Raw genomic sequence first — 25,481 nt, 5'->3', positions numbered from 1 at the left:
CGCATTTGCGCGCTCGTAGTAACCTTGGCGATACCGACGCGATCGATAGCCTGAGGCCGAACGCGTCAAGGCGTCTCTCGGCGCGCCGCGCTCCTCCTTTGGCAGAATATCAACCGCACCACAACTGTCACGGGTCAGGTTCTGGCGCGCATGCTTACCGGCGGCGGCCCTGACCCATTGCCGTAGTCTTACGGGTTGGCTGCGATATTCATGTTGGCGCTTCTGGCAAGATAAGATCGGCACTGCTGTGCATTGGGTGGTCGGAGGCGCGCCTTCAGTATTGTCGGAGGAACGAACTGGAGGTGAGCGTCGGTTTGTGTCCGACGCAACATTTCGGCTATCCGGATTTCGGCGTTGGATTCGAAACCAACCGACGTTTTTCCGAACTGAGCTGCTTGGCTTGGCCAATGCCCAATTGGCCGGGCAATGAGCCCGTCTCGTCGACGTCGGCCAAGCCGTCGCACCGCGATGCCGCCGGCTAGGCGGCCTCCGGGATCCGAGGCAGTAAGCCTGGGATGCGGGCGGCGAACGCCAATCTTCGCCGCTTTGGTGGCCCGGTAGACCTCCTCCCAGCCCTCGGCTTCGGCGGGCAGCGCGAGATCCTTCCGCAGGCCATCGCGCCACCCTTCATCGAAGATCGGGAGGAGGTCCTTAAGCTTTGCGCCTCCCGCGATGCCGCGGCGGGGGATTTCTATGGCGGAGGCACACGCATCGGGTGCCTCGAACGCCAGATTACCGATCATGGTGGAGTACGCTCTACGCACCTCGGCCACTGTGATCCCGGCGAGGTTCGCCTTGCGACAAAGCATTGCGATCAGGCGATTACGCGCCCAGTAGTTCAGCGTCCGATTGAGAGCGCGGGCCGGTCCGGTGCTGCGCAGCTTGCCGAGATCGTCTTCGACCGCGATCGTCGCCGCGCCGAACTGCCGCGCCATCGCGATCGCGCGCCCGCAAACGCAGGCCAACATCTCGGTGAGCTTTCTCGCGAGACGCCCGGATTGGCCGCCAACTCAATCAATGCCCAGTCGAGCGGCCTCGTCTGGTCGAGGTGGGCGGGATCCCCAACTTCTCCACTGCGGCGATGCCGACCCAACCAGGATTGAAATCGAGACCGACAGCCCGCGTTTTCATGCGAACCGCCGGCCGCCGCCGTTCCGGATGATCCGGCAAAGCCTCGGGGTCGATGGTGACGTGGAGCTTGGCGTCATCGATCCGGAAGGTGACGTTGATCTTCCGCGCCGCGGCCAACACAGCGGCCTGGCGCAGTACTTCGCCAGCGTGGAAGGACCTGTGCCACTCCTTGGCTCTAGCAACAGAAAGAGGCCCAGAGAACCGCCCACTCAGATCAATCCGTTCTATTGACGGTTACACTACTTGGAGCACTTTGCGGCGATCGATTGCTCCCGATCTCCGCGCAAACTTTGTACGGCATGGACGAACGAGCCCACCCTTCCGGCAAGAAGCTTAACGGTACGTTTCGTACCGGAGCGCTCGCGACGCCATTGTCGTATTCGTAGTCCCAACGCACTATGCGGCGAGCGGCGAGCGGCGAGCGGCGGCGTGTCGCATAGACTTGCTAGTGTCCTTCGAATCCGAAGTTCGCTAACCTACCCACCGCAGAATGAAGCGAAGTTCGGATTCGGAACACGCGCGCACTGGTCCAGTCCAACCATGGCACTCGCACCGCTGATCGCCTACGCCCAAGTCGGGAAGAGCTTTGCCAACGGTCGTGGCGCAGAGCGCGTGGCAGCCGTCGACGATGTCTCGCTCGATATAGCCGCGGGGGAACTCCTGGCGATCGTGGGCGCCTCCGGCTCCGGCAAATCCACCCTACTGCGGCTCACCAACCGCCTGCTCGACCCTGACAGCGGCCGCGTCATGGTGGAGGGCGAGGACGTGCGCGACGTCGATCCGGTGCGCTTGCGCCGGCGCATGGGCTACGTGTTCCAGAGCGGCGGGTTGTTTCCGCACATGTGCGTCGTCGACAACATCGCAATCACGCCGAGACTGCTTGGCTGGCCCGCCGCCGAGATCGCCGCGCGCGTCGATGAGCTCCTCGACCTGGTGCGGCTCGATCGCTCCCTCCATCGCGATCGCCTTCCGCATGAACTATCGGGAGGGCAGCAGCAGCGTGTAGGCGTGGCGCGAGCGCTCGCCGCCCGTCCCCGCATCATGCTCATGGACGAACCCTTCGGAGCGCTCGATCCGCTTACCCGCGATACCCTCGGCGAGGATTACCGCGCCCTGCATCGCAAGCTCGGCTTGACCACAGTAATGGTCACCCACGACATGACGGAGGCCTTGCTGCTTGCCGATCGCATCGCGGTGATGCGGGCCGGACGGGTTGTGGCGCAAGGCCAGGCAGCCGAGCTAGCAAACAACAACGACCCCTATGTGGCGGAGCTGTTGCGCACGCCGAGGCGCCAAGCCGAACGGCTGAACGCCCTGCTCCCGGGAGCAAGCACGGAATGAGTTTCCTGTCCGACCCTCGATTGCGCGACGCAGCGGCGCACTTGCCGGACTATCTTGGCAGCCATGTTCAGGTCAGCCTGGCGGCACTCGCGCTCGGGCTCGTGATCAGCCTGCCGCTCGCGATCCTTGCGCGCAACCATGCCGTGATCCGCGGCATCCTGTTGGGCCTCGCCAGCGTCGTCCAGACCGTGCCGGGGCTGGCGCTGCTCGCGCTGTTCTACCCGCTTCTGCTTGTCATTGCGTCGTTGACGCTTCGTTGGTTCGCCTTCGACTTCTCCGCGTTCGGATTCTTGCCCGCCATGCTGGCGCTGGCGCTTTATTCCATGCTGCCGGTGCTGCGCAACACCATCACAGGACTGAATGGCGTCGATCCCGCGCTGCTTGAGGCGGCGCAAGGGGTGGGCATGACGCCGCGGCAATCGCTGTTCACGGTGGAATTGCCATTGGCGCTGCCGGTGATGATGGCCGGCATCCGCACCGCGGCGGTATGGGTGATCGGGACCGCGACATTATCGACCCCGATCGGGCAGACCAGCCTCGGCAACTACATCTTCGCCGGATTGCAAACCCAGAACTGGGTGCTCGTGCTGTTCGGCTGCGTCGCCTCGGCGCTGCTGGCGCTCGCGGTCGATCAACTTTTAGCGCTGATCGAGCGCGGGTTGCGCGAGCGCAAACGCCTCCGCACCATGCTCGGCAGCGTCGGGATCGCCGCACTGGTCGCGGCCACACTGATCCCTTCGATGGCACGGGCGCCATCGACCTACGTCGTCGGCGCCAAAACATTTGCCGAGCAATATGTGCTCTCCGCGCTGATCCAGCAGCGGCTGCAGGCGGCGGGATTGCAGGCCTCGACGCGCGAGGCTCTCGGCTCCAGCGTGATTTTCCAGGCACTCGCGGCCAACAACATCGACGTCTATGTGGATTATTCCGGAACGCTGTGGGTCAACCAGTTTCACCGCACCGATATGCCGCCGCGCGAAACATTGCTCGCCGATTTGACGGAGATCCTGGCAAAGCAGGACATCACCCTGCTCGGCGCGCTGGGTTTCGAGAACGCTTATGCGCTGGTGATGCCTCGGCAGCGCGCCGATGCACTTGGCATTCATTCGATCGCCGACCTGGCTGCGCACGCGGCGACGCTGTCGATTGCGGGCGACTACGAGTTCTTCTCGCGCCCGGAATGGGCTGCCCTGCACAAGGCTTACGGACTCTCATTCCGCACGCAACGACAGATGCAGCCGGATTTCATGTATGCGGCAGTGGCGACGTCGACGTCATCGCGGGCTATACCAGCGAGGGGCGGATCAAGGAATACGACCTGGTGACGCTGGCCGATCCCGAGCATGCGATCCCGCCCTATGATGCAGTCCTGCTGCTGGCACCGCGGCGCGCGCATGATGCGGCATTGCAGGCTGCCCTGAAGCCGCTGCTTGGCCTGATCGAGATCGCGACGATGCGCGAAGCCAATTTGCGCGCCAGTGGCAGCAATGCGAACTCCTCGCCCGCCGCAGTGGCGCGTTGGCTGTGGCAGAGGATCGGCGGCGGGTAGTAGTAGTAGTAGTAGTAGTAGTAGTAAACGACGACGTGGTGGGCCCGCCTGGATTCGAACCAGGAACCAGACCGTTATGAGCGGCCGGCTCTAACCGTTGAGCTACAGGCCCCGCCGCCTCGCAGGCCTCGCAGGGCGCGGCCGGCAGCGATGCCGGTCCCGTTTACAGGGTGACCGGCATTCCGGCAATGGCGCTTCGCGACCGCCGGAACCTCAAACTCTCCCGGTTGGCGCCGATCAACTTTAGCAATCCTCAGCCTATGGACGACCGTGCGGCGCACGCCACGCCAGCGTTGTCTTGTAGAAAGTATTCAGCGCAAGCAAGTCCCAGAGAACCTCAAAGCTCCGTTCCACCCTCTCCTCTTCCTGACGAGAGCTAGCCTGCCATCCCGAGTGGGCTTAAACGTGGCAGCGCCGCCGCGTTGTCCGGGCGCCGTAGGAGATTGAGCACGTGACGTTTCAGATGAACGAACTCGCTCTCAGTAACAAGCTCAGAGTTCCGCGGCCGGCCAAATGGCACGCAGATGTCGTCGATCGTCCGTCCTGGTCTCGCGCTCATGACGATGATCCGATCAGCCAGAAACAGCGCTTCCTCGATATCGTGCGTGACGAACACGGTAGTCGTTGGAATTTTGGTCCAGATGTCGAGCAACACCTCCTGCGCCACGCTGCGGGTCTGCGCGTCCAGCGCACCGAACGGCTCGTCCATCAACAGGATCCGTGGCTGGTTGATCAGGACCCGCGCGATCTCGACCCGCTGCTGCACGCCGCCGGAAAGTTGAGCAGGATAGAAGTGCTCGAAGCCTTCAAGGCCTACCAGCCTGAGGATCTCGTCCGCGGCACGGCGCCGCGCGGCCTTGCCGATTCCGCGCATTTTCGGTCCGAACAAGACATTGTCGCGGACCCGTTTCCACGGGAACAGGGTGTGCTGCTGAAACACGATTCCCCGGTCCGGACTTGGATCCCGGACCGGGCGATCGTCCACGGTCAACTGGCCCTGCGTGACCTGGAGATGACCGGCAAGTGCGCCGAGCAATGTCGACTTGCCGCAACCGGACGGACCGAGAATGCAGACCAGTTCGCCTGGGTCGATCGTGAAGTGGAGATCTCTGACGGCTTCGAAGGCATCTGCCCCCTCACCGAGTGAGATTGCTACGTGCGCGACGTCAATCCGCCCGACTGCCCGCGTCGAAACGTCGGAAACCCTGATGTTCATCGCGCGACCGTCAGCCGCCGCCACGGCATCAAGGACTGTCCCAGCGTCGTCACCAGAAAGCTGCTGCCTAATCCGAGCAGGCCGATAACCAGCATGCCGACGATGATGTCGGCATAGTTTTGCAGCGTATAGGCTTCCCACGTGTAATAACCGATCCCGAACTGGCCGGAGATCATCTCCGCGGTGACGAGGCAGAACCAGGACGTGCCCATCCCAATGGCGAGACCGGTGACGATGCTTGGCGCCGCGCCCGGCAGCACGATTTCGCGCAGGATTGCCCGCGATGTGCCGCCCAGGCTGCGTGCGGAGGCAATGAGCCTGCGGTCGATATTGGCCACGCCATGCACGGTGTTCAGGATGATTGGGAACAGCGCGCCGATGAAGGTAATGAAAATCATCGACAATTCGGACGACGGGAAGGTAAGGATCGACAGCGGTATCCAGGCGACCGCTGGAATCGGCCGCAGCAACTCGAGCGGCGGCAGCAGTAAATCACTCGCCGTCCGCGAGCAACCGATCGCGAAGCCGCAGGCTACTCCGATCAGCACTGCCGCACCATATCCCGCGAACACTCGCCAGAGGCTGCTCGTGACATGTGCCAGGAGCTTCGGTGACTTCACCAGGACAACGGCCGACTGCGCAACCTCGGTGGGCGGAGGCACATTGCGAAACGTCACGACCCCGAGTTGCAGATGCAGCGAAGAAGCGACCTGCCAGAGTGCGACGCAGGTGAGAATGGAGCAGCCGCGAAGCAGCCACCGCACCCCGACCAACCGATCGCCTGCCTGTGCTGACGCCATCACTCACCGGCTCGCGACAAGCGCTTCGCGCGCGCCGGCGTAGTCGAGCACTTGGCCGCCGTGCTCTCTCGCCCATTTCTCGGCACCGTCCTTTAGCAGGAAGGCATTAAGCTCGCCTTTCGGCGAGTGCACGAACCACGCCTGGCTCGCGAACAGCTTGATGCCGCTCTCGCGATCCTGGGCATAGACCACACGGATCGCCTTGCCCTCCTTCTCCAGCACCGCAAGCGCCTTCAAGGCATTTTCCGGCGATCCGTAATGACGGACATGAGACTCGCCCTTGACCCAGATCTGCGCAACTCGGCTGAACTCCGCGATATCCACTCCGGTCGCTGCATCCTTTGCCTTGAGAGGAAGCTGCGCGTAATTCGTGAACTGGGCGTCGTAGTCGCGGCCGGCCTGGGAAAGCGCCGTACGGATGAATTTGTCGGTCACGAACTGGTTGATGTCGAGATCGGCGTCGGCGCGCTTCAGATATTTCAGCGTCTTGATCGAGGCCGCAACCGCTTGGCGGTACTCGGGCTTCCAGGTCACATCACGGGTTTGCAGGCCGAGCGGACCGTGAAACAGATAGACGACCTCCGTCTCGATGCCGGTCACTTTGCCGATCAATTCGCTGTACGTCTCGGGCTCTTCCGCGATCACGCGATCCGCCTCAAGGGCGGCGCGAAGATAAGCGACGACGATCTCGGGATACTTCTCCGCATACTCGGCGTCGACCAGTGAACCGTGAAAGGTCGGCGTGTTTATGCTAACAAAACAAGAACGAGGCGATTAACTGACTGATATTGCTCGTCTCCGCTCACAAAGAATAGAACGACTTTGACAGTAAGAACGGGGCGATTAGCGTTCTTTTGCTTTAGGAACGGATCGATACCCTTAAGACGTTGAAAAGACTGTGTGGTGCGACCAGCCACTTGAGACTTCCCTGCACCATGGCATGGCTGGCGAGGCCAGCCATGCCATGTATCCTCGTCGCGTCCTATCAGCCCATCAGACCGGCTTCACGAGCGGTTTGCCTTTCTCCACGATGTAATTGATCAAAAGCCTGGTTTTGGTCTCCGAGGGTTTGCCGCCGGCGTGCGGCGTCTCGGGCGGAATCTGGAATGCGTCGCCAGCTTTGATTATGCGCATCGGCTGCCCGTCGACCAGAAGCTCCCTGCCATCACCTTCCATGACGTAGCTCGACTCGATCCCCGGATGGGTGTGGCGTGCGACCGCCACACCCGGCTCTATGGTAACGTCCATTACTATGGTCGTGTAGCCCGGGACGGGGCCGTCAATCTGCGACAAGATCTTGCGCATAACACCACCCGACGACGACGCTGATTGAGTGCCCTGCGCGGAAGCATCGCTCGCCATGAATCCACCAAGTCCGCAAATCGCGCAAGATGCGATTCCGGCGAAACCTCTACGTGTTAGCATGAATGACCTCCTAAAATACGCCGCTCAATGCAATACCTGCCGGTACAGAGCCCCGGCAAAACAGCTGAGTAGATGTGGACTCCGAAATATCTGGAGCCAGAGGTGGGACAATTCTGGCCGCCTAAGTGGACGGCTTCGTCTCTTGCCCCTCGCGGGAGCCGGCCCGATGTGTAACGGGAGATCCGACGTTATCTCAATCTTGCGAGAAAGTCATTGTTTCAAATGGTGCAGAATTTTCTCGAAAAGAGAGTTTCTCAAACAACTGGGCTCGGTAGTATTGACAGATGACGCGCAGCTATCGGCGCGAACGTTTGTACGCAACAGACCAACTGTGCATGCGCCCCTTGGGCGTGCTCCAACTGTATCATACAGGGGCGATGCGTACAGCATGAACTAAAATGCGCGCCGCAGCGATTGGCTCAACTCATCAAATCGATAGCCGCCAAACTGACAGTGACGGTCGCAATGGCTTTGAGGCTGTTTGCCGATCATTCGGCTACCTCGACGACCATCTCAACTTCCACAGCGCTATTGGACGGAAGTCCTGCCATCCCGACAGCCGATCGCGAGTGTTTCCCAAACGCCTCTTCGAAGACCTCTACCATCAAATCTGAAAATCCATTGATTACTTTCGGCTGGTCACCAAAACCTTCAGCCGAATTGACCATTCCAAAGAACTTGACCACGCGCTTCACGCGATCGAGGCGACCAATTGCGACGCGCACCTTCGCCAACATGATCAACCCGACCTGACGCGCCGTGTCATAGCCTTCTTGCACAGTTAGATACTTACCCACCTTGCCTTTGTACTTCCAATTAGCACCCGCTGTGTTTCCCGCGAGGAATAGCAAGTTACTGACCCGAACGGCGTCGACGTAATTGGCCGACCGGCGGTGACACGTCCGGCAGCTAGTAATACTCAGATCTTTCAGCCGCGCCTCAGCCGAAGGCGCGTTCTGCGCCAACGCGGACGCCGAAACCGACAATCCACATAACCAATCCAAGCGCGCATGCGCCGCCCCCGGACATCATCGCGCGGACCATATGAGTCATGTGTCATAGATAGTGATCGACGCGCTCCGACTCTCGCAGATTGCGTGAATGTCAATCGGCAGCCTTTCGGCTGGGCCATTCCGGCTGTCGATCGTTCTGCGGGTAATTGCTTAGCTGATCCGTGCGATGGCAACCGCCGTTGGTGACGCCGGGGTCCGGTTAGACGCGCGACTGCGCGACTCAAAAGAACGTCACTCGATTGTAAAGAGCGGCGACGAGGCTCCGTCCGAAGCGGACGGAACTATTGCTTTCATAGTTCTCCATTCCAGCTATGTTTATGCTTGTGATGCGTTGATTTAGTCTCCGCGACAAATTCAGAACCTCAGAATTCAGGTAGCTGACTCGAATAGCACAAGAGCCGTATTCCATAACCGCACGGTCTGAGGGCGCGGCGGCGGCTAATGCGATTCCAACACCACTTTCATTTACTAAGAGGCCTTCATTTGATTGCTGAAGCGATGCCGCAGCATACGCTAAAGGACTTTGCGTGGATCAGCATCTTGAGTAAGAGAGTAACGTTTTATGCGTGGCTTTCGTTTGTCACACAACGGCACTGTAGCTATCATGCCGCCGTTGCGACGATCTGCGCTACGCTCATCGTCCCGTCGGTGACCAAGCTAGTGCCCAATGCACCGCACAAGACGTCTTGCGCAACCAGTTGAAGCCCAAGCAGGCGCCGCCCCCTACTCCGGTGCATCGAGGCTTAATCAGATCTGCCGCCGACGCCGCGGTTTGGAAGAAAATTACCCTGGGGACTTTTGCTAGTCCTTTGTCCCTTCGAGAGGCGCTTGATGCCGTCGGCTGCAATGTTGGCGGTCTAGCCGGCGAGATCCTCGCTCGACCGACCTTCACTGTAAGCACCACGAAAGGAACCATCGAGCTCTTTGCGGTATCGCCGGAAGAACTCGGCTTTGATACTGATACCGTGCGGTTAGCGGCACTTTATGCTCGCGCGCGCCAGCTAGGCTTCGAACTCGCGACAGCAGAGGTGGCTCCGCAGTTGAGGCTGCAATATTTTGAACAGCCCATGGGCGAATTTCTCATTATTGGAATGGAGCCAATCAAGACCTGGAGCGGCGCGCCGGTCATTCTGAACGTAGCGAATGGCGGAGCCGGACTACTCCTCATTGGTCAAGACGGTCTGCCCGATGCGGAAATCCCAGTCACCTCCCGCTTTGTTTTCCTGCGGGGTCTTGAAGTGGCGCCAGGCCGGGGCATCGAAGATGCCGCAGCACTCTCCCGCCGCTGATAAGACTGCGTCCAAGGCCGCGGCGCCCTACGGCGCTACTATGCCCCAAATGGGAGGTGACCCCGCAATCCAGCCGTCCGATGATTACCGTCGGTTAGGGTCGTGGATGCTGCCGGCAAGGCCACTGCTCAAAAAGGTGCGTTCAAGGGAATGAGTGCGGAGAAATTGATGATGAGGGACTTTGGGAGATTGACCTCCCTTTGTTTGGTGATCTGTGCGTCAACATTTGGACGCACGCAGGCACAGAATCCCTCATGCGCGGAGGTGCGCTTGAGGGAGAAGAACAGCACGTTGCCGGCCGAGGCCGCACTTCGGCCCTTTAATTGCGTTGTCGGCCATCGATCTTCCCGACGATATCGCCCGCTGTTGCGAAGCGAGTTGGCGAAGGGTGAACTGAGGAAGCAGCGGATGTCGCCATGGCGCGACGAGTGCGGCCATCACGAAGGTTCGTATGAAGCTTCCGTCGCTCCTGAGGCGGGGCGCAACTCGTCGGGGAATTGACTGTGCAAAACTTCATGAATCGAATTAGCGCGCGCCAGCCGCCTACGGCGGTCATTGGCGAAGCGCTCGAGCTCTCCGCAAAAACTTTGTACGTTACGTACGAACCTGTGCGCCTTCTGCAACAGCATGCTAATGAAGCAAGATGCCCGTGTCGTCCTGTCATGGCCCGACGCCATTACCGATTACTAGGTCTCAAAAACCAACCCGTCTTGCCGAGCAAATGGAGGCGACACGCATTGTGTCCATCGAATCCAATGTTCGACGGGCTGCGCATTTGCGCGGCTGGAGGGAAAGAGCTGTGTCGCCTAGACAGCTTCTGATAAGTATGACAGTAACTCTGTGGCTCGTATTGGGCATTGGCAAGGAAGTCGGCCTCCCTCCAGGCGAGCATCCTTCTTCGGCGATGGCAACACTATTGGTGCCGAGCAAGAAGGACGGGCAGTAGAAATGGCTCTGCGATCATTCGATGTTTTACGATTTTCTCTTCGACCGTTATTCGCGCGCGACTATCAAGTTACTTGCTGATCGGGAAATCCGCTCGCGCATCGTGGGTACCTATCTCGGACTTGGTCACTACGTCGTAGTGCCGCTCCTGATGCTCCTGATCTACTCGTTCGTCTTCAGCCAAATTTTCACGATGAGCTGGCCCGGGGCGACCGGACGCTATTCTGATTTCGTCCTTCGCGTTTTCATCGGACTCATCGTCTTTCAGTTCGCTGCGGAGTTGCTCAATCGCGCGCCGGGCTTGGTCCTGGAAAACCCAGCTTACGTAAAGAAGGTGGTTTTTCCGCTGGAAGCCCTGGTTCCGATTGCGATCACCGTGGCGTTGTTTGCAGCTATCGTGTCGTTTGGAGTTTTCCTGCTTGGCCACTTTATTATTGTTGGACTGCCACCAGCGGCAATCTTCTGGGTGCCGATTATCTTGCTTCCGCTTGTCTTGTTGACGGCTGGCCTGGGGTGGGCTCTCGCCTCCCTGGGGGTGTTCCTTCGTGACCTGCGCCAGTTGGTCGGGGTGCTCGTCTCATTGCTCACGTTCCTATCACCGATTTTCTACCCGCTTTCGGCCGTGCCGCCAACGTTCCGCGCCGTCATCGCACTCAACCCGCTGACGCAAATTATCGAAATGACCAGGTCGGCCATCTTTGACCATCAATCGCCCTCCTTTCTTCCGCTTCTGTTGCTTTATGCGGCGACCGCGGCCGTAGCGCAGCTCGGTTACTGGGGCTTTATGCGTACGAAGAAGGCGTTTGCCGATGTCGTCTGACGTCAAGCCGAACCCACTCGACGGCACCGACACTGCAATTCGCGTACGGAACGTTACGAAGCGCTATCTTTCGTTCGCGCGCCCCGTAGATCGTCTCAAGCAGATGATCTGCCGAAATCGGCAATTCTATCAAGAAATCACTGTTCTTCAGAATATCAGCTTCGCAATTTCCGAAGGCGAAACCGTCGGCGTCATAGGCCGGAATGGTGCGGGCAAGTCGACGTTGTTGCAGATCTTGGCTGGAACACTAACCCCATCGGACGGCGACGTTCAGGTCAAGGGCCGCGTGGCTCCGCTCATCGAGCTCGGTGCTGGCTTCAACCCCGAGTTCACGGGGCACGACAACATCATGGTATACGGCCAGTTGCTCGGAATGGGCCGCGAGGAAATCGAGCGCAAGTACGATGATATCATCCGCTTCGCGGACATCGGATCCTATATTGAGCGCCCTGTAAAAACCTATTCGAGTGGCATGTATGCCAGGTTGGCCTTCGCGGTGGCCATCCATGTCGATCCGAAAATCCTTATCGTCGACGAAATCCTGGCCGTCGGCGACGCACCATTCCAGCAAAAGTGTCTAAACCGCTTCTATGAGATCAAGGAAGCAGGTTGTACGATCCTGCTTGTCGCGCATGACCAATATCTCGTGAGGTCAATGTGCGACCGAGCTGTCTACCTCAAGAACGGACAACTAATAGCGTTCGGTACCGCCTCGGAGGTCACTGGTCAGTACTTGGAGGATATCCAGCCTTCGGAGAATCCGGTCGTCTCTGAAAGTTCTGAGGATATTTCCGCACAGAGCGCGGCGCCGTCTACCACGTCAGCGCCGGAGGGTGGTGACGGCATCGGTTCTCAAGCATCCGGAGCGGCCGACGAACCAGTTAGACATCCGCCTGGGAAACTGTTCGAAATCACCGACGTCTCGCTGCATACCGAGGACGGAACGCCCGTCGAGGCGATGCACTCGCACGATACGGTCAAGCTGACGATGCGCTTCCGCGCCACGACCGAAGCCCAGGTAGATGGAATCAGCTTCGTATTCAATCTGTACCGGCATGACGGTCTGTATGTTTGTGGATCCACAACTCTGATGGAGGGAATGAGTTCACACCGGAGTGGCAAGGAAGGATGTGTTACCGTCACATTCCCGAACTTGCCGCTGTTGGCAGGAAAGTACATGTGGCGTGTTGCCATCAACGACCATGGTGGCGTTCTCGTTCATACTGATGCAAAAGGTGTCTGTCCCTTCCGAGTTATCGACAACTTCCGATCCGTTGGATTGGTAGATCTGGATCGCACTTGGGACGTGACGATCGATGGCGCGGTCGGTCGAGAGACGCAGCGCAAAGAAGAGCATCGAAGCCGACAAGAGCCGCTAACCATGGAGCGTACCGACTCGTGATGGAAAGGCTAAGCCTCTCAACGGAAACACAATACAGTGCAATTGAGGCGTCAATTCATGTCGCGCGCTATCTGCTGGCCAAACAACACGTTGTCGGCAAGCGCGTTCTCGATGTCGCCTGTGGAGAAGGTTACGGCGCATTCTTCATGAAGTCCTGGGGCGCCTCCTCCGTGCACGGGATTGATATATCCACTGAAGCCGTCACGGCTGCGCAATCCCAATTCGCGGCGCCGGGTATCAGTTTTGATCAATTCGACGCCACTCGCATTGATGAGAAATTCTCCGCCGAAGAGTTCGACGTCATCGTCTCGCTCGAAACCATCGAGCACGTGGACAATCCGGAGGCGTTTCTCATCGCCCTCAAGAAAGTGGCCACGTCGAACGCCATCTTCGTCATCTCCTGTCCCAATGACCACTGGTATTATCCAGACTCGTCCTCCGGAAATCCCTTCCACAAGCGAAAGTATTCGATCGGTGAATTTCAAGCCCTGACCTCCAGGGTGCTCGGACCGAACGTACAATGGCTGGTCGGCAGCGCGATGATCGGGTTCGGAACGGTACGTGTGCCATCCCGTTCGAATTCCTCGCTGGGACAAGCTGTGATGATCGAAAGAACCGAAGCTGGGGACGCTGCAATCGTGCCGGCCAAGTCGGACGAGGAACTTGGACCCGAGACGTGCAGCTATTTCGTCGGTATATGGGGGGCTCAAGCTACTCAACCGCAGTCGGCAGCGACGTTCCCGATCTCCATGAGCAATTACGCGATGCTGATGGGAGCCGAAGAGCGGATTGGCATGCTTCAATCGGAGTTGGACCAACGGGCCGATGAACTTCGCGGACGGCTCGAAAAGGCCAAGGAAGCAGACTCGGATATTGTTGCTCTGCGCTTGCAGCTGGAGACGACTATCCGCCAACAGGAAGGACAGCTTGGCGAGCTTCGGATTGAACGCGATCGCTATCGCATAAAGAGCGTGGCCTTACAACGCGAGATCGAGCTTCTCGGCGAGACATTGCAGGAAAGAACATCGAATCTAACGACTTCACAGACCCAACATCAAGCGGATATCGGTCGATTGGAGAAGCAGATCGAGAGTGCCCGGGCTGATCGTGACATTGTCGATGAGCAGTTGCAGGAACGCACAGAGGCCGCGCGCCAACTGCAGGATCAGATCGCAGAGCTTCAGGTAGAGCGGGATCGCTATCGCATTAAGAACGTCGCGCTGCAGCGGGAATGGGAAATAGTCGGGGAGCGATTGCAAGTCGCAACGACTAGGCTCGCTGAAGCGGAGTTGCGTTACGAGTCGGCCCAGCAATTCGAGGAGAACGTCCGGCAACTGGAAGCGAGCGCCCGGCAATCCGAGGACAATGCCCGACAACTGGAAGCGAACGCCCGGCAATTCGAGGATAATGCCCGACAATTGGAAGCGGACATCTGGCAATTGCGTGAGATTGTGTCTTCCGCCCAATCGGAACGGGACAGCTGCAGAACTCAAATCGCGAGCCTCGAACGTGAACTTGAGGCCATCGCCCGACGCACGCCCAAGGGACTCATTCGTCGCGCAGCTCGCAGCGCGAAACCCATGATCCCAAGGGCCGCGATGCCATACCTTATCGGCGTCGCAAAGCGGCTTAGATTTTAAGAATTCTATCACGGCTAGGCGGATGGCAGTCAGATGACGATTATTTCACCCGGTCTCCGGTCGACCCGTTATTTCTACGACGAGCGGCACTCCGTCCTGAGCGATGCTGCGCCATCAAGCTATGGGCCAAACATCGGAACGGACGGGCATAATCTCACAATTTCCTTTCTATCGCTAAACCGAGCGGGCCTTTCGATCAAACTCCTCAAGTCGATTGCGACGAACCTTGTGAACTTTGCCGGAGAAGTGTTGATCGGCGACAATGGCTCGAACCTGGAAGAGCTTGAGCAGTTGAAGGCCTATCTCGCCGAGTTCCCGTATCGCCATCGTCTGCTCGAGTTCGGAAACAATTTCGGCGTGGCGGGCGGCCGCAATCGCATCATGCAGAACGCGCACACCGATTGGGTGATCAGCGTCGACAACGACATATTCTTCGTCTCCAATCCGATACGGCAGATTCAACGGGAGTTGGCGCTGCTCGGCTGCCATTTCATGAGTTTCCCGCTGCTCAATCCCGATTTGAAGACACTATTCTCGCACGGTGCCTGCCTACAGTCTGTCATCCAGGGGGGGAGTCCACGCCTAACAATCAATCCCATCATTGTCCCGGGAAGCGGCGTTGAGGCCGATGCGGACGGCACAACCGACACGGCCTTCTTGAGTACTTTCCTGTTCGGCGGAGCCTCGATCATCAACCGCATTTCGTTCCAGCGGCTCGGCGGCTTCGATGACAACATGTTGATCGGTTTCGAGGACATCGATTTCTCGCTGCGCATCTTCCGTGAAGGCATGAAGATCGGCACAAGCGCGCTCCGGTTTCTCGTACATGATCACCCGAAAGCCGAGACGTCCGGCGACGCCGACTACGAGCGCACGCGCTTCTCGCGGAAGACGTTGTACGACTCCGCCCGCTATCTTGAAACCAAGACGGGCTTCAAGATATGGGGTGACGAAGTCGAAAGCTGGATGCGCACGAACGAGCAGAAACAAGGGTGGCTCCCTGCAGGCGACCTCGGCTCTGCAGCGGACGGAGAAAAGTCCGCCGCGGTGGCGGCGCCGCGTCGGCCGCGTGTTGCGCTCCTGACCGACACAGATTCCTGGGCGTTCGCCAATATCTCACGGCAACTAGTCCGAAACTTGTCTGATAGATACGAGTTCGAGATCTTTCCGCTTACGACATTAGGAGAAATCGAGCACAGCCGGTGGCTGGCGGACAATTCGACGGGGTTTTACGCAGAGGGTGGCGCGAGTGCCCTCGGTCTTGCGCTCGTTGCTGCCGAAGACTTCGACATCATCCACATCTTTTGGCGAGAGTTCCTTACGATTATCGATACGCCGTTGCTCGAGGACTACGCGCGTCGGATTGGCTTCACTTACCCCGAGTTCCGGCGTCGCTTCATCGAAAGCAAGACCATCTCGATCAGCGTCTACGACCACCTTTTCCTTTCATCGGAGGACATGTCCGCCCGGGCGAAAATCTTCAACGTTCTTGCCTCAGGGTACTATGTCTCTTCCGAACGGTTGCGACTTATATACGAGGATGTCGGCAGCATCCCACGTCCGGACGCAGTTCTTCCGGATGGCGTAGACCTCACCGTCTTCGGTCCAAGGAATCTGGAACGGTTCCGTGACATGGGAGATCGTCCAGTTAAGATAGGCTGGGTGGGACATAGCGGCTGGGCTTCTTCTCTTGAGGACTTCAAGGGCGTCAATACCATTCTCAAACCGGCTATTGAAGGACTGCAGAGTGAAGGGCTTCCCCTCGTCACGCAGTTTGCCGACCGCAAGGAACGGTTCATTCCACACCTGCAGATGCCCGACTATTATGCGGGCATCGACGTGCTGGTGTGTACGTCGAAGATCGAGGGCACGCCGAATCCGGTCCTCGAAGCGATGGCCTGCGGCGTACCGGTGGTGACAACTGATGTTGGAATCGTACCTGAGGCGCTCGGCCCCCTTCAAAGAGAGTTTATTCTGCCGGAACGGTCCATTTCAGCGCTGAAGGAGGCGCTCCGCCGACTCGTAGGCAATCGCGAACTATTCGCCCGGCTGTCCGGCGAAAGCTTGGAGTACGTCAAGACCTGGGACTGGTCGGAGCGCACGAAACCTTTCGCGCAATATTTTGACGGATTATTGCAAAAGGCGCGGGTCGCTGATGGCGAAGCCCGGACCAAGATGTGCATGCTGCCATTCTCCAATCCCAGCATGGAACCAGATGGGAGCATCCGGCTCTGCTCGGCGTCGAGTATTTTCGCCTACTACGACGAGACCAACATGGGGAATTGCCAGACCGATGGCTTGGCGTCCGTCTGGCAGGGCGAGCGATATCAGGCCGTCCGCCGCGGTCTCCTTACCGGACACGCGCTCAAGCCCTATTGCGAGAAATGCGAGTATCGCCACGATGGCCCCTCATGGCTGATGCAGATCCATCTGGCGCTGCATGCGTGCCATAATGGCACCCGCACCCCATCGATCTTGGCCCTTCTTGGACGCCGTGCAGATCGCTACGAAGAGTATCGGGAAACCGCCCCATCGCGGGGACTCAATCCCCTTCCCATGGATGCAGAACTCCGCGCTGCCGCGCAAGCGGCCTTTGCGGAGCAGCAGCGGACCTCGGGACAGCCGATAGAGGCGCGCCTGGCTCCGGAGCCGTTGGTGACTGGGGCGGATCTGCCGATTTACATGGACTTCAACACGCTCAATCGCTGCAATGTGTCCTGCACAATGTGCCCGCCCGCCCTCCGGTTCGACGTGCAAGGCAAAAAACGCGATCCGTACTATCGTCTTACGCTCTCCGAATACAAGAAGATCACCGATGGCGCGCGCGTGAAAACGGCGCACTTCGTTGGAGCCTATGCCGAGCCGCTACTCAACAAGGAGATTTTTGACCTCGTCGCCCATGCCAACTCGAACGGAGCATTCACGGCAATAACGTCGAACGGGATGGCCTTGAACGAGGCGTTCGGCAATCGGCTGCTGGACGCTGGATTGGACATGATAACAATCTCGCTGCATGGCGCGACCAAGGAAGTCGCCGAAGGCATCATGCTGAAGAGCAATTTCGAGCGCGTGGTGGCCAATATCCGCAGCTTCCAGGAGTTGAAGAAACGACGCGGGTTGAACAGGCCAGAGATCTATTTCAATTACGTCGGACAACGTACCAACGTCCAGGACATGCCTGCCTTCATCGAGTTGGCGGTCGATCTTGGCGTTCGGTTCGTGAACTTCATCCACCTCATCGACGGTGACGCGGCGGTCGATAAGACCGAAAATCTGATTCACTATCCCGACATTCTGGCGCCAAACGTACTCAAGGCCAAAGAGAGAGCCAAGCAGCTGGGCATCTATCTGTCCGTAAGCCCGGCGTACGAAGAGGTCGTTGCGAGCTACTATCGACAACCGCAATCAGTTGCAGCGACTTGAGTGGCGAACTGGGGACCATGAACGCTCGGTCAAGCCAATGGAGCAGATTTGCAGGCGGTTTGGCTCGAAACAAATCGCGAATGCCCAACATGCCCGGTCGGGCTGGGGCAACCCTCCAGCGCCGTTGCGGGACCATGAGGAGCGATCATGACCAAAGCCGTGTTGGGGATCATCGGTGGATCGGGGATCTACGACCTCCCCGGCCTGGACAACGTCCGCGAGAAGGCGATCACAAGCCCCTGGGGCGAACCGTCCGCGCCGCTCCGCCGCGGCGAGATGGCGGGACTGCCGATCGTGTTCCTGCCGCGCCACGGGCAGGGACATGCGCTGTCGCCGTCCGACATCAACTACCGCGGCAATATCGACGTGCTGAAGCGGGCCGGGGTCACCGATCTGGTCGCGCTGTCCGCGTGCGGCTCGTTCAAGGAGGAACTGCCGCCCGGCACTTTCGTCTTCGTGGACCAGTTCGTCGATCGCACGCACAAGCGCGAGAGCTCGTTCTTCGGCAAGGGCTGCGTCGCGCATGTGTCGATGGCGCATCCGGTATCACCCTTGCTGGCGAAGCATCTGGCGGCCGCCGCCGAAGCCGAAGACATCGCATTCGCTCGCGGCGGAACCTACCTCTGCATGGAAGGGCCGCAATTCTCCTCGCTCGCGGAAAGCCTGACCTACAAGGCGCAGGGCTATTCGGTGATCGGCATGACCAACATGCCGGAAGCCAAGCTCGCCCGCGAGGCCGAGATCTGCTATGCTAGCGTGGCGATGGTCACCGATTCGACTGCTGGCATCCGGCGCATGATGCGGTGACGGTGCAGGATATCATTCGTGTGCTGAACTCGAATGCCGAGAAAGCCAAGGCGCTGGTCGCGCGTCTGGCTCGGGATTTCCCGCGCGAGCACGAGCCGTGTCCGGTCGGTTCGGATCGTGCGCTGGACACCGCGCTGATCACGGCGCCCGCGGCCCGCGATCCGCAGTTGCTTGCCAAGCTCGATGCTGTCGCCGGACGGGTGTTGCAGCCATGAAAGTCGCCGGACGACATTTTCGCAGTATCTGGCTCGAGCCCGACGGCTGGTCGGTCGGCGCGATCGATCAGCGGCGGCTGCCGCATGAATTCATCGTCGCCAAACTTACGACTGCCGACGAGGCCGGCGAGGCGATCCGCTCGATGCTGGTCCGTGGCGCGCCGCTGATCGGCGCAACCGCCGCCTATGGCATGGCGCTCGCGATGCGCGCCGCCCCATCTGACGCCGAACTCGACCGAGCGGGAAAAATGCTGCTGGCGACCCGGCCGACCGCGATCAATCTGAAATGGGCTGTTGACGAGATGCTGCGCGCCCTGGCGCCGCTTGCGGCTTCGGCCCGCGCCGACGCGGCTTATGCCCGCGCGCGCGAGATCGCCGATGAGGACGTCGAGATCAACCGCGATATCGGCCGCCACGGCCTGACCCTGATCGAGACAATCGCGGCGACCAAGAAGCCGGGCGAGCCGGTGAACGTCCTGACGCATTGCAATGCCGGCTGGCTTGCAACCGTGGATTGTGGAACGGCGACATCACCGATCTATCAGGCGCATGACCGCGGCATTCCGGTCCATGTCTGGGTCGACGAGACGCGGCCGCGCAATCAGGGGGCATCGCTCACCGCCTGGGAACTCGGCCACCACGGCGTGCCGCACACCGTGATCCCCGACAACACCGGCGGCCATCTGATGCAGCATCGCATGGTTGATCTTGCGATCGTCGGCACCGATCGCGTCGCCGCCAATGGCGACGTCTGCAACAAGATCGGGACCTATCTGAAAGCGCTCGCGGCACGCGACAACGGCGTGCCGTTCTATGTTGCGCTGCCGTCGCCGACCATCGACTTTCGTATCGACGATGGCGTCAGGCAGATTCCGATCGAGCAGCGCGCGGCCAGCGAGGTAACGCACCTTACCGGGCGGACGGCGGATGGACGGATCGAGACTGTGCGCGTGGTTCCGGACGGCTCGACGGTCGCCAATTTCGGCTTCGACGTCACGCCGGCACGGCTGGTGACCGGATTGATCACCGAGCGTGGCGTGCTCAGCGCGGATCGTGCTGCACTTGCGAGCGCGTTTCCCGAGCGATCCAAGTTCCAAGGTTAGCTAAAGGCTGCTTGACGATGCTCGATGTGTTTCGAGCTGGAATGAGTGGGAACGAATAACAGCCGTGGCCCATTCCAATGCCGACAGAGCGGGAAGCAAGAAAAGCCTCAATGCCCGTCGAACGCCATCAGCGTGCGCACCGGAACGTCCATCGCACGCAGCTTTGCGGCACCACCAAGGTCGGGCAGGTCGACGACGAAGCAAGCGGCGACCACATTGGCGCCGATCTGGCGCAGCAGCTTCACCGCGCCCTCCGCGGTGCCGCCAGTTGCGATCAGATCGTCGACCAGGATCACGCGTTCGCCAGGCTGCACGGCGTCGGCATGCATCTCCATCTCGTCGATGCCGTATTCCAAGGAGTAGGCGATCCGCACCGTGGTGTGCGGCAGCTTGCCCTTCTTGCGGATCGGCACGAAGCCGGCGGAGAGCTGATGCGCCACCGCACCGCCGAGGATGAAGCCGCGGGCCTCGATGCCCGCGATCTTGTCGACCTTGGCTCCGGCCCAAGGATGCACCAGCTCATCGACCGCCCGGCGGAAGGCCCTCGCATCCGTGAGAAGCGTCGTGATATCGCGAAACAGGATGCCCTTCTTCGGGTAATCCGGGATGGTGCGAACGGTCGTCTTGATGTCGTGGTCGAAGGTCATTTGATCTCGCTCTGACTGTCACTCGGGCCCTAACTTATCGGAGAGGACGGGACAACAAACTCATTTCAAGTATAGCGTTGATATTTTCCAGGTATAAGAGAGCGCTGCGAGGAAAGCGGCGCATCAAATTATTGACCCAATAGCCCCTCTGGATCGATGGATCCGCCGCCAGGCGCTCCTTCTCTTCCCGTTCGTACGTCTCGAATGCAGCCTTCACCTGATCCGCAACTGCAGAACGATCAGTATTTTCGGCGTCATTCAACGACGCTATCCATCGTTCAAACTGGGCCGACGACTCCGCCCAGGAGGGCCACTGCAACGCCGTTTCCCTCGCGCCACTTTTAAGCGTGTGCAACAGGTCCTTGTCGTGCATCAACCTCGTGATGGCCTCCCGAACCTTCGCTTCGTCTCGATCGGCAACGACGATCGCATTCTCGTCGTCGCGTATGTATTCCTCGTGTCCTGTTACGTTCAGAACAACGGCAGTCCCTCCGCAGTGGAACATCTCCAGAGGAGGGCCAAACATCCCTTCTACGGTGCTCAGCTTCACCAATACGTCGCATGATCGATAGACCCGAGCCGCAACGTTGATCGGGACTTTTGAGAAGACGCGCCGAACTCCCGGGATCCACCGGACAGGAGATCCGGTCAGCAACCAAATGTCTTTCGCCCCCGCTCTTCTTGCCAGAGAAACGGCACGAGCAGTGTTCTTGAATGGAACGCGGAAATGGCCTTCGACGAGCACTCGGGGTGAGTCGTCTAAGCGTTCCTCGATCGGCGATATAGCCTCGGAATAGATGTCTTTTCGAATGCCGTTGCGGACGAGCGCAGCCTTTCGTCCGCAGTCCGATGCGAGACTGTCCTTAATCCATCCTGCTTCGGTGACGAAGTTCACGGGCAATCCATATGTCGCATCGACCAAGCGACGCAGTGGCCCCTCACTTTCCGGATAGAAACGGGACTCGATCGATTGTACGAAGTATCCGAACCTCTCGGCATTGAAGCCCGGAAGCGCTAAGGCGGTCTTCCACCAAGTCGCGATCACCAGATCGAACGTTTGCTGGCTTGCCACTTCAAGGCTGACGCACGTCAGCGATCCTGCGGCATCATGCCACGAGATTGTTTCGGGGATGAATGGTTCCTGAGCTGCTATCAGGACATCATGGCCGCTCGCCACCAGATGTGCGGCGTGCTGAAAGATGACGTACGTGCCGCCGCTGATGGCCAGCGAGCCGACCAGGAAGCAGATCCTCATCCAAGAATGCTCCCGGGAAGACGCGCCTGCCACATTCTGTAGCAGCCATACAGAAATGCGGCTCCCGGGACAGCGCGTCGTCGTATCGTCAGATACGGCCAGAAGCCCCCTTCCGTCAGCTTGCGGCGTCGAATCAAATCCAAAGTAAATCGAATGCGTCCAATGAAATTCGTGTCCCCCTTCACCATCAGCCTCGATTGCTCGAACACGCCGAAGTTCTCGAAGTGCCAAATCGAGCCTATCCAATCCAGCTCGGCCGCGGTGGGACGAAATACCAGGCGCTTGTGAAAATGAAGCGTCAACGCCATGACTTCAGCTGTCGTGAGACCCATCTCGGCATGCAATTCGCGGATGAGGTCGACGGTCGACATGATCTCCCGGGCAACCGGAGAGATAATCCTTTCGACCAACTGCCGTTCGACGAATTCATCGTATACGATAGCGCAATTGCCGACCGTATCGAGGGTATATCGGCTCGGTGCGCCGTGGTCAGCGGGAAGCATAATTTCGAAGAGCGATCTATTCTCGTTGAAAACAGGAAACGAGGGCGTCGAACGGTCACGATGGGAGAACAGCAGACCGTGCTTCTCGTTTCGTGGGTGGACATGACCTGGGGCCGCGAGCCCGAGGTAGTGACCGGTGATGTGAACACCGCCCATCGTGCGTTCGAAACATGAGAAGAGATTGTCTTGAATGGTTCCCTTCCATCCCACGTCCACGACGTGCAAGCGCCTTGGAGGTGGTCCACCAAAGGCGTCGAAAAGATATTCGGTGAACGCTGCCACCCCCTTTGATCGCGCAGCATCATAGATTTCAGCGAACCGCTCGGACTTCACGAGTGCAGCGAACTCGGGTGAAGTAGGAAGATCATCCACGGTCTCCTCAAGCTCATCCCTGGACTTCCGCAGGTCCGCAGCAATCACGTCGATGTTGTCGTCTAGTGAAAGACTCCTAAGGAAGGCAGCAAGGGAAATCCTTCGATATTGCCGGAATAGGTTCGCAAATGTCTCTTCCCCGAGGGGGCCACAAGAGAGCAGGAAGGTCGACTTGCGAGAGACACGACAGTAGAACGTCCGGACAACTTGGGAGGTCTGTGCCGCCGATGACAGCCTGTGGGCGTCAAACAACTCCTTGAGCGGCTTTCCCTCTCGAGAAAGGAACAGTACATGGTCGGCGCCCGACCTGGCGATTGCTGCGTCCAGATGCAAGACAAAGGTATAGAGAGACCAGGCCAGGTCCCGAAAAGGGATCTCGCCTCGTTCGCGGCGCCTGTATTCTGTGGCGGCCCTCTGAAGACGGTTCGTCATCATCAACGCCTCACGCGACGGTCACTAACAAGGGTCGTCCCCCGCAACGATTTCTCATGCAGACTCTCGCATCGCATTTCGATTTGGACGACATTCAGCGACCTCGACGCAGCCGGGCGCGTTGATACGCAACGTTTCCGCGTTTGTAGAACTTCGCCAAACGGAGCAACATCGAGGCCATAATCCGATGCAGCCTCGACATTCCAGGATGCTGCGCGATGCTCGGCTCCCACTGCGTTCGTCTCAAATATAGAATGACGTCATTCCGATACGTTCTGTTCAAGACGCCAAACAGCATCTCTTTGAGGGATGGCACGCGACCCCGATCGAAGTGTCCACCAAAGCCAAATACGTCATGCTGAGGCACCTCGAGAAATGATCGAACCAGGCCGGCCGGGGGTGATTGCGAAAGGTGCATCCACAGTCTTACGCCGAGTTCTTGCATCTCCTCCGACGAAACGGCGTATTGCGACAACATCGGGCCCCATTCCCCGGCCGCGAATACGACGCCGTCCTGAAAGTCTTGCGGAAAGTCATCAAGGGCTGCCTTCGGATGAATTGATTTGACGGGGACCACGACGTCGCCGTCCTGCCGATAGTCCTCTGTACTTCCGCTCCTCGAACTGCAAATCACCTCGATTGGCTCAAATGAGTCCAGCAGCGCTATGCCGTCCCCTCGCCGTTCATCGACGCCATATGCGTGTTTCTGGACGTTGGCAGGCTGAGGGTTGAGAAATTGCCGAAGCCCCAGATAATAACCAACGAGTTCTGTATCGGGGTACAGACGGGCGAGGTTGTCCTGAATCGTCCCGCGCCAGCCAACATCGACCAATCCGACCTTTCCTCCTCGACCGAACCCCTCTTGGGCCAGATAGCGAACAAGAAGTGCACGCCGGTTCCTGGACTGACGTGACGCGGCCTCCTGGAACGCAGGCGCCTCAATCAAGCAACGAATCCGAGGGTCATTCTCTGGATGGACGACGAGCTCATCTTCCGAAAGATCGAGAGCCTCCAGCAATTCCAGGAACTCCCCTGCTTCCAGCCCGCAGACCCTAAACAGCGTCGAGACCCGTTGTTGCCAGTGCATGCTCCAGACGAGCTTGAGATGCTCATGCTCGATGGCTCCCGAGAGCGACGGCGAAAAGGTCGAAATTCGGCTGACTGCCAATTGCTTGGAATCGGGGATAGGCATTCCTGCCAACGTCTTTCTGGGAAAAGTCTCAGAAAAGACCCGGTGCAGAAAATCTCCTTCTTGGGAGAGAAAATAGAGGCGATCGACATTGTCACGAACGGCGCGCTCGGCGACGTAGTGGCAAAAGCCCAAGAACAGGGGGGCTGCCCTGACTCCTGCGCGGAAAGCAGCAGAGCGCGCCGCAGGCGCCGTTGCTGTGAGCTTGCGGGCAGCTTGCTCTGTCCCGACGGCCAAATGCTCGAACAGCGCCTCGCGGGAGCCAAAGGCGATCTCGTGGATGTTCCGGAGCTCCGCAGCCCACGCCGGAGAGTAGTGGACCACGGTAATGCCGAGGCGCCGAGGAACGTCCACGTCCGAGTATGCGTTGTCGCCGATATGGACATGCTCCGCGGGGGCAACGTTATGAGATTTGTGGACGTGATCGAATAAGCGGCCGGAGCGCTTGTTCTTACGCACGTCGCAGGACACGACCCCGTTTCGGACTAAGACCCCGAGCCCCTTGGAACCAAGCAAGCGGGCCAGCATCTCCGACGACATATAGAAGTCGGAAAGATATATCGTCTCGTCAGCTGGATATGCGCTCAGAACGCTGACGATGCCCGGATCGACCTGCGAGCATTCCTGCTCACAAGACAGCTCGAACTCCGCAAGGTCGTGCGCCAGCTTCTCGGCATCAACGCCGTCCTTGACCTTCGTAATCCTGCCGAGCCATTCCCGCAGCACATGGACCAACTCGTACTCATCGTCCAAGCCGGCCACCGCAGACCTGCAGGCGATCTCCCGCTCGACGTCCAAACGCGCACGGTAGAGCTCCCAATGGCTTCCCGTTGGCTTGGACAGCCTCTCTCCAAGCCGGAGAGACGTATGTCTGGCCAACTGCAACTTGATCGCTTCGGGGTGACAACTGCGCCGGAGGAGCGTGTCCCAGACGTCGATGCTTCTGAGCTTAAACTTGGACAAA

General features: G+C 59.1%; 17 protein-coding genes, 1 tRNA gene and 3 pseudogenes. 9 read left to right on the top strand and 12 right to left on the bottom strand.

What is annotated here, in order from left to right:
• Positions 1–188: 188 nt before the first annotated feature.
• Both ACVIYL_RS22055 and ACVIYL_RS22050 read right to left on the bottom strand, forming a co-directional pair.
• The gene (locus ACVIYL_RS22055) at positions 189–935 is read right to left on the bottom strand and encodes a hypothetical protein (protein WP_456779734.1); all 747 of its coding nucleotides are present in this window, start codon (positions 933–935) and stop codon (positions 189–191) included.
• Between the two features lie 79 nt (positions 936–1,014).
• A complete protein-coding gene (locus ACVIYL_RS22050) occupies positions 1,015–1,248 on the bottom strand; it encodes a hypothetical protein (RefSeq protein ID WP_456779733.1) in 234 nt (77 codons plus the stop codon).
• A 423-nt stretch (positions 1,249–1,671) separates the two neighbouring features.
• Between ACVIYL_RS22050 and ACVIYL_RS22045 the strand changes: the two genes are divergently transcribed.
• Positions 1,672–2,472, top strand: coding sequence for an ATP-binding cassette domain-containing protein (locus ACVIYL_RS22045; protein WP_456779732.1), 801 nt, complete (start codon positions 1,672–1,674; stop codon positions 2,470–2,472).
• Positions 2,469–4,021, top strand: a pseudogene (locus ACVIYL_RS22040) (ABC transporter permease/substrate-binding protein). Before ACVIYL_RS22045 ends, ACVIYL_RS22040 begins: the two are co-directional and overlap by 4 nt.
• Positions 4,022–4,057: 36 nt before the next feature.
• Here ACVIYL_RS22040 and ACVIYL_RS22035 read toward each other — a convergent pair.
• From ACVIYL_RS22035 to ACVIYL_RS22010, 6 genes and pseudogenes are all read right to left on the bottom strand, one after another.
• Positions 4,058–4,133, bottom strand: a tRNA-Ile gene (locus tag ACVIYL_RS22035).
• Positions 4,134–4,397: 264 nt separating this feature from the next.
• Complete coding sequence (locus tag ACVIYL_RS22030) at positions 4,398–5,237, bottom strand: ABC transporter ATP-binding protein (RefSeq protein ID WP_456779731.1); 840 nt, start codon at positions 5,235–5,237, stop codon at positions 4,398–4,400.
• Positions 5,234–6,037: an ABC transporter permease gene (locus ACVIYL_RS22025; protein ID WP_456779730.1), complete on the bottom strand. Its 804-nt coding sequence runs from the start codon at positions 6,035–6,037 to the stop codon at positions 5,234–5,236. The genes ACVIYL_RS22030 and ACVIYL_RS22025 overlap by 4 nt, the downstream gene beginning before the upstream one ends.
• A 3-nt stretch (positions 6,038–6,040) precedes the next feature.
• A pseudogene (locus tag ACVIYL_RS22020) lies at positions 6,041–6,784 on the bottom strand (ABC transporter substrate-binding protein); the annotation flags it as partial.
• 246 nt (positions 6,785–7,030) lie between these two features.
• Positions 7,031–7,399 (bottom strand): cupin domain-containing protein, encoded by a 369-nt coding sequence (locus tag ACVIYL_RS22015; protein WP_456779729.1) that lies wholly within the window; start codon positions 7,397–7,399, stop codon positions 7,031–7,033.
• 551 nt (positions 7,400–7,950) lie between these two features.
• On the bottom strand, positions 7,951–8,427 hold the full coding sequence (locus ACVIYL_RS22010; RefSeq protein WP_456779728.1) for a RidA family protein: 477 nt from the start codon (positions 8,425–8,427) through the stop codon (positions 7,951–7,953).
• 734 nt (positions 8,428–9,161) lie between these two features.
• On the opposite strand from ACVIYL_RS22010, the gene ACVIYL_RS22005 reads away from it, so the two are divergent.
• From ACVIYL_RS22005 to mtnA, 7 genes and pseudogenes are all read left to right on the top strand, one after another.
• Entirely contained in the window at positions 9,162–9,764 is a 603-nt protein-coding gene (locus tag ACVIYL_RS22005; RefSeq protein WP_456779727.1) for a hypothetical protein, read from the top strand.
• 967 nt (positions 9,765–10,731) lie between these two features.
• Positions 10,732–11,529 (top strand): ABC transporter permease, encoded by a 798-nt coding sequence (locus tag ACVIYL_RS22000; protein WP_456779726.1) that lies wholly within the window; start codon positions 10,732–10,734, stop codon positions 11,527–11,529.
• A complete protein-coding gene (locus tag ACVIYL_RS21995) occupies positions 11,519–12,931 on the top strand; it encodes an ABC transporter ATP-binding protein (protein ID WP_456779725.1) in 1,413 nt (470 codons plus the stop codon). Before ACVIYL_RS22000 ends, ACVIYL_RS21995 begins: the two co-directional genes overlap by 11 nt.
• The gene (locus ACVIYL_RS21990; RefSeq protein ID WP_456781866.1) at positions 12,931–14,571 is read left to right on the top strand and encodes a methyltransferase domain-containing protein; all 1,641 of its coding nucleotides are present in this window, start codon (positions 12,931–12,933) and stop codon (positions 14,569–14,571) included. Before ACVIYL_RS21995 ends, ACVIYL_RS21990 begins: the two co-directional genes overlap by 1 nt.
• Before the next feature lie 33 nt (positions 14,572–14,604).
• Positions 14,605–17,994, top strand: a complete 3,390-nt coding sequence (locus ACVIYL_RS21985) for a glycosyltransferase (protein WP_456779724.1) — start codon at positions 14,605–14,607, stop codon at positions 17,992–17,994.
• Between the two features lie 147 nt (positions 17,995–18,141).
• Positions 18,142–19,016: pseudogene (locus ACVIYL_RS21980) on the top strand (S-methyl-5'-thioadenosine phosphorylase).
• On the top strand, positions 19,013–20,119 hold the full coding sequence (mtnA, locus tag ACVIYL_RS21975) for an S-methyl-5-thioribose-1-phosphate isomerase (RefSeq protein ID WP_456779723.1): 1,107 nt from the start codon (positions 19,013–19,015) through the stop codon (positions 20,117–20,119). The pseudogene ACVIYL_RS21980 and the gene mtnA overlap by 4 nt, the downstream one beginning before the upstream one ends.
• Before the next feature lie 107 nt (positions 20,120–20,226).
• On the opposite strand, the gene ACVIYL_RS21970 is transcribed toward mtnA, so the two are convergent.
• The 4 genes from ACVIYL_RS21970 to ACVIYL_RS21955 all read right to left on the bottom strand — a co-directional run bounded on the left by ACVIYL_RS21970 (position 20,227) and on the right by ACVIYL_RS21955 (position 25,480).
• Positions 20,227–20,766 (bottom strand): adenine phosphoribosyltransferase, encoded by a 540-nt coding sequence (locus ACVIYL_RS21970; protein WP_456779722.1) that lies wholly within the window; start codon positions 20,764–20,766, stop codon positions 20,227–20,229.
• Between the two features lie 34 nt (positions 20,767–20,800).
• Entirely contained in the window at positions 20,801–22,021 is a 1,221-nt protein-coding gene (locus ACVIYL_RS21965) for a glycosyltransferase family 4 protein (RefSeq protein WP_456779721.1), read from the bottom strand.
• Positions 22,018–23,331, bottom strand: coding sequence for a hypothetical protein (locus ACVIYL_RS21960; protein WP_456779720.1), 1,314 nt, complete (start codon positions 23,329–23,331; stop codon positions 22,018–22,020). Before ACVIYL_RS21960 ends, ACVIYL_RS21965 begins: the two co-directional genes overlap by 4 nt.
• Positions 23,332–23,422: 91 nt before the next feature.
• Complete coding sequence (locus ACVIYL_RS21955; RefSeq protein WP_456779719.1) at positions 23,423–25,480, bottom strand: hypothetical protein; 2,058 nt, start codon at positions 25,478–25,480, stop codon at positions 23,423–23,425.
• Position 25,481 lies beyond the last annotated feature (1 nt).

This window comes from Bradyrhizobium sp. USDA 3315 (genome assembly GCF_054056795.1).
The sequence above is the reverse complement of the archived record's forward strand: the minus strand, read 5'-3'. Positions and strand labels throughout refer to the sequence as shown.

What these genes read in the sequence shown, in the direction of transcription:
- ACVIYL_RS22055 (WP_456779734.1), bottom strand. Translation starts at nt 935, where the DNA reads ATGGCGCGGCAGTTCGGCGCGGCGACGATCGCGGTCGAAGACGATCTC.
- ACVIYL_RS22045 (WP_456779732.1), top strand. Translation starts at nt 1,672, where the DNA reads ATGGCACTCGCACCGCTGATCGCCTACGCCCAAGTCGGGAAGAGCTTT.
- ACVIYL_RS22030 (WP_456779731.1), bottom strand. Translation starts at nt 5,237, where the DNA reads ATGAACATCAGGGTTTCCGACGTTTCGACGCGGGCAGTCGGGCGGATT.
- ACVIYL_RS22025 (WP_456779730.1), bottom strand. Translation starts at nt 6,037, where the DNA reads ATGGCGTCAGCACAGGCAGGCGATCGGTTGGTCGGGGTGCGGTGGCTG.
- ACVIYL_RS22015 (WP_456779729.1), bottom strand. Translation starts at nt 7,399, where the DNA reads ATGGCGAGCGATGCTTCCGCGCAGGGCACTCAATCAGCGTCGTCGTCG.
- ACVIYL_RS22000 (WP_456779726.1), top strand. Translation starts at nt 10,732, where the DNA reads ATGTTTTACGATTTTCTCTTCGACCGTTATTCGCGCGCGACTATCAAG.
- ACVIYL_RS21995 (WP_456779725.1), top strand. Translation starts at nt 11,519, where the DNA reads ATGTCGTCTGACGTCAAGCCGAACCCACTCGACGGCACCGACACTGCA.
- ACVIYL_RS21990 (WP_456781866.1), top strand. Translation starts at nt 12,931, where the DNA reads ATGGAAAGGCTAAGCCTCTCAACGGAAACACAATACAGTGCAATTGAG.
- ACVIYL_RS21985 (WP_456779724.1), top strand. Translation starts at nt 14,605, where the DNA reads ATGACGATTATTTCACCCGGTCTCCGGTCGACCCGTTATTTCTACGAC.
- mtnA (WP_456779723.1), top strand. Translation starts at nt 19,013, where the DNA reads ATGAAAGTCGCCGGACGACATTTTCGCAGTATCTGGCTCGAGCCCGAC.
- ACVIYL_RS21970 (WP_456779722.1), bottom strand. Translation starts at nt 20,766, where the DNA reads ATGACCTTCGACCACGACATCAAGACGACCGTTCGCACCATCCCGGAT.
- ACVIYL_RS21965 (WP_456779721.1), bottom strand. Translation starts at nt 22,021, where the DNA reads ATGAGGATCTGCTTCCTGGTCGGCTCGCTGGCCATCAGCGGCGGCACG.
- ACVIYL_RS21960 (WP_456779720.1), bottom strand. Translation starts at nt 23,331, where the DNA reads ATGATGACGAACCGTCTTCAGAGGGCCGCCACAGAATACAGGCGCCGC.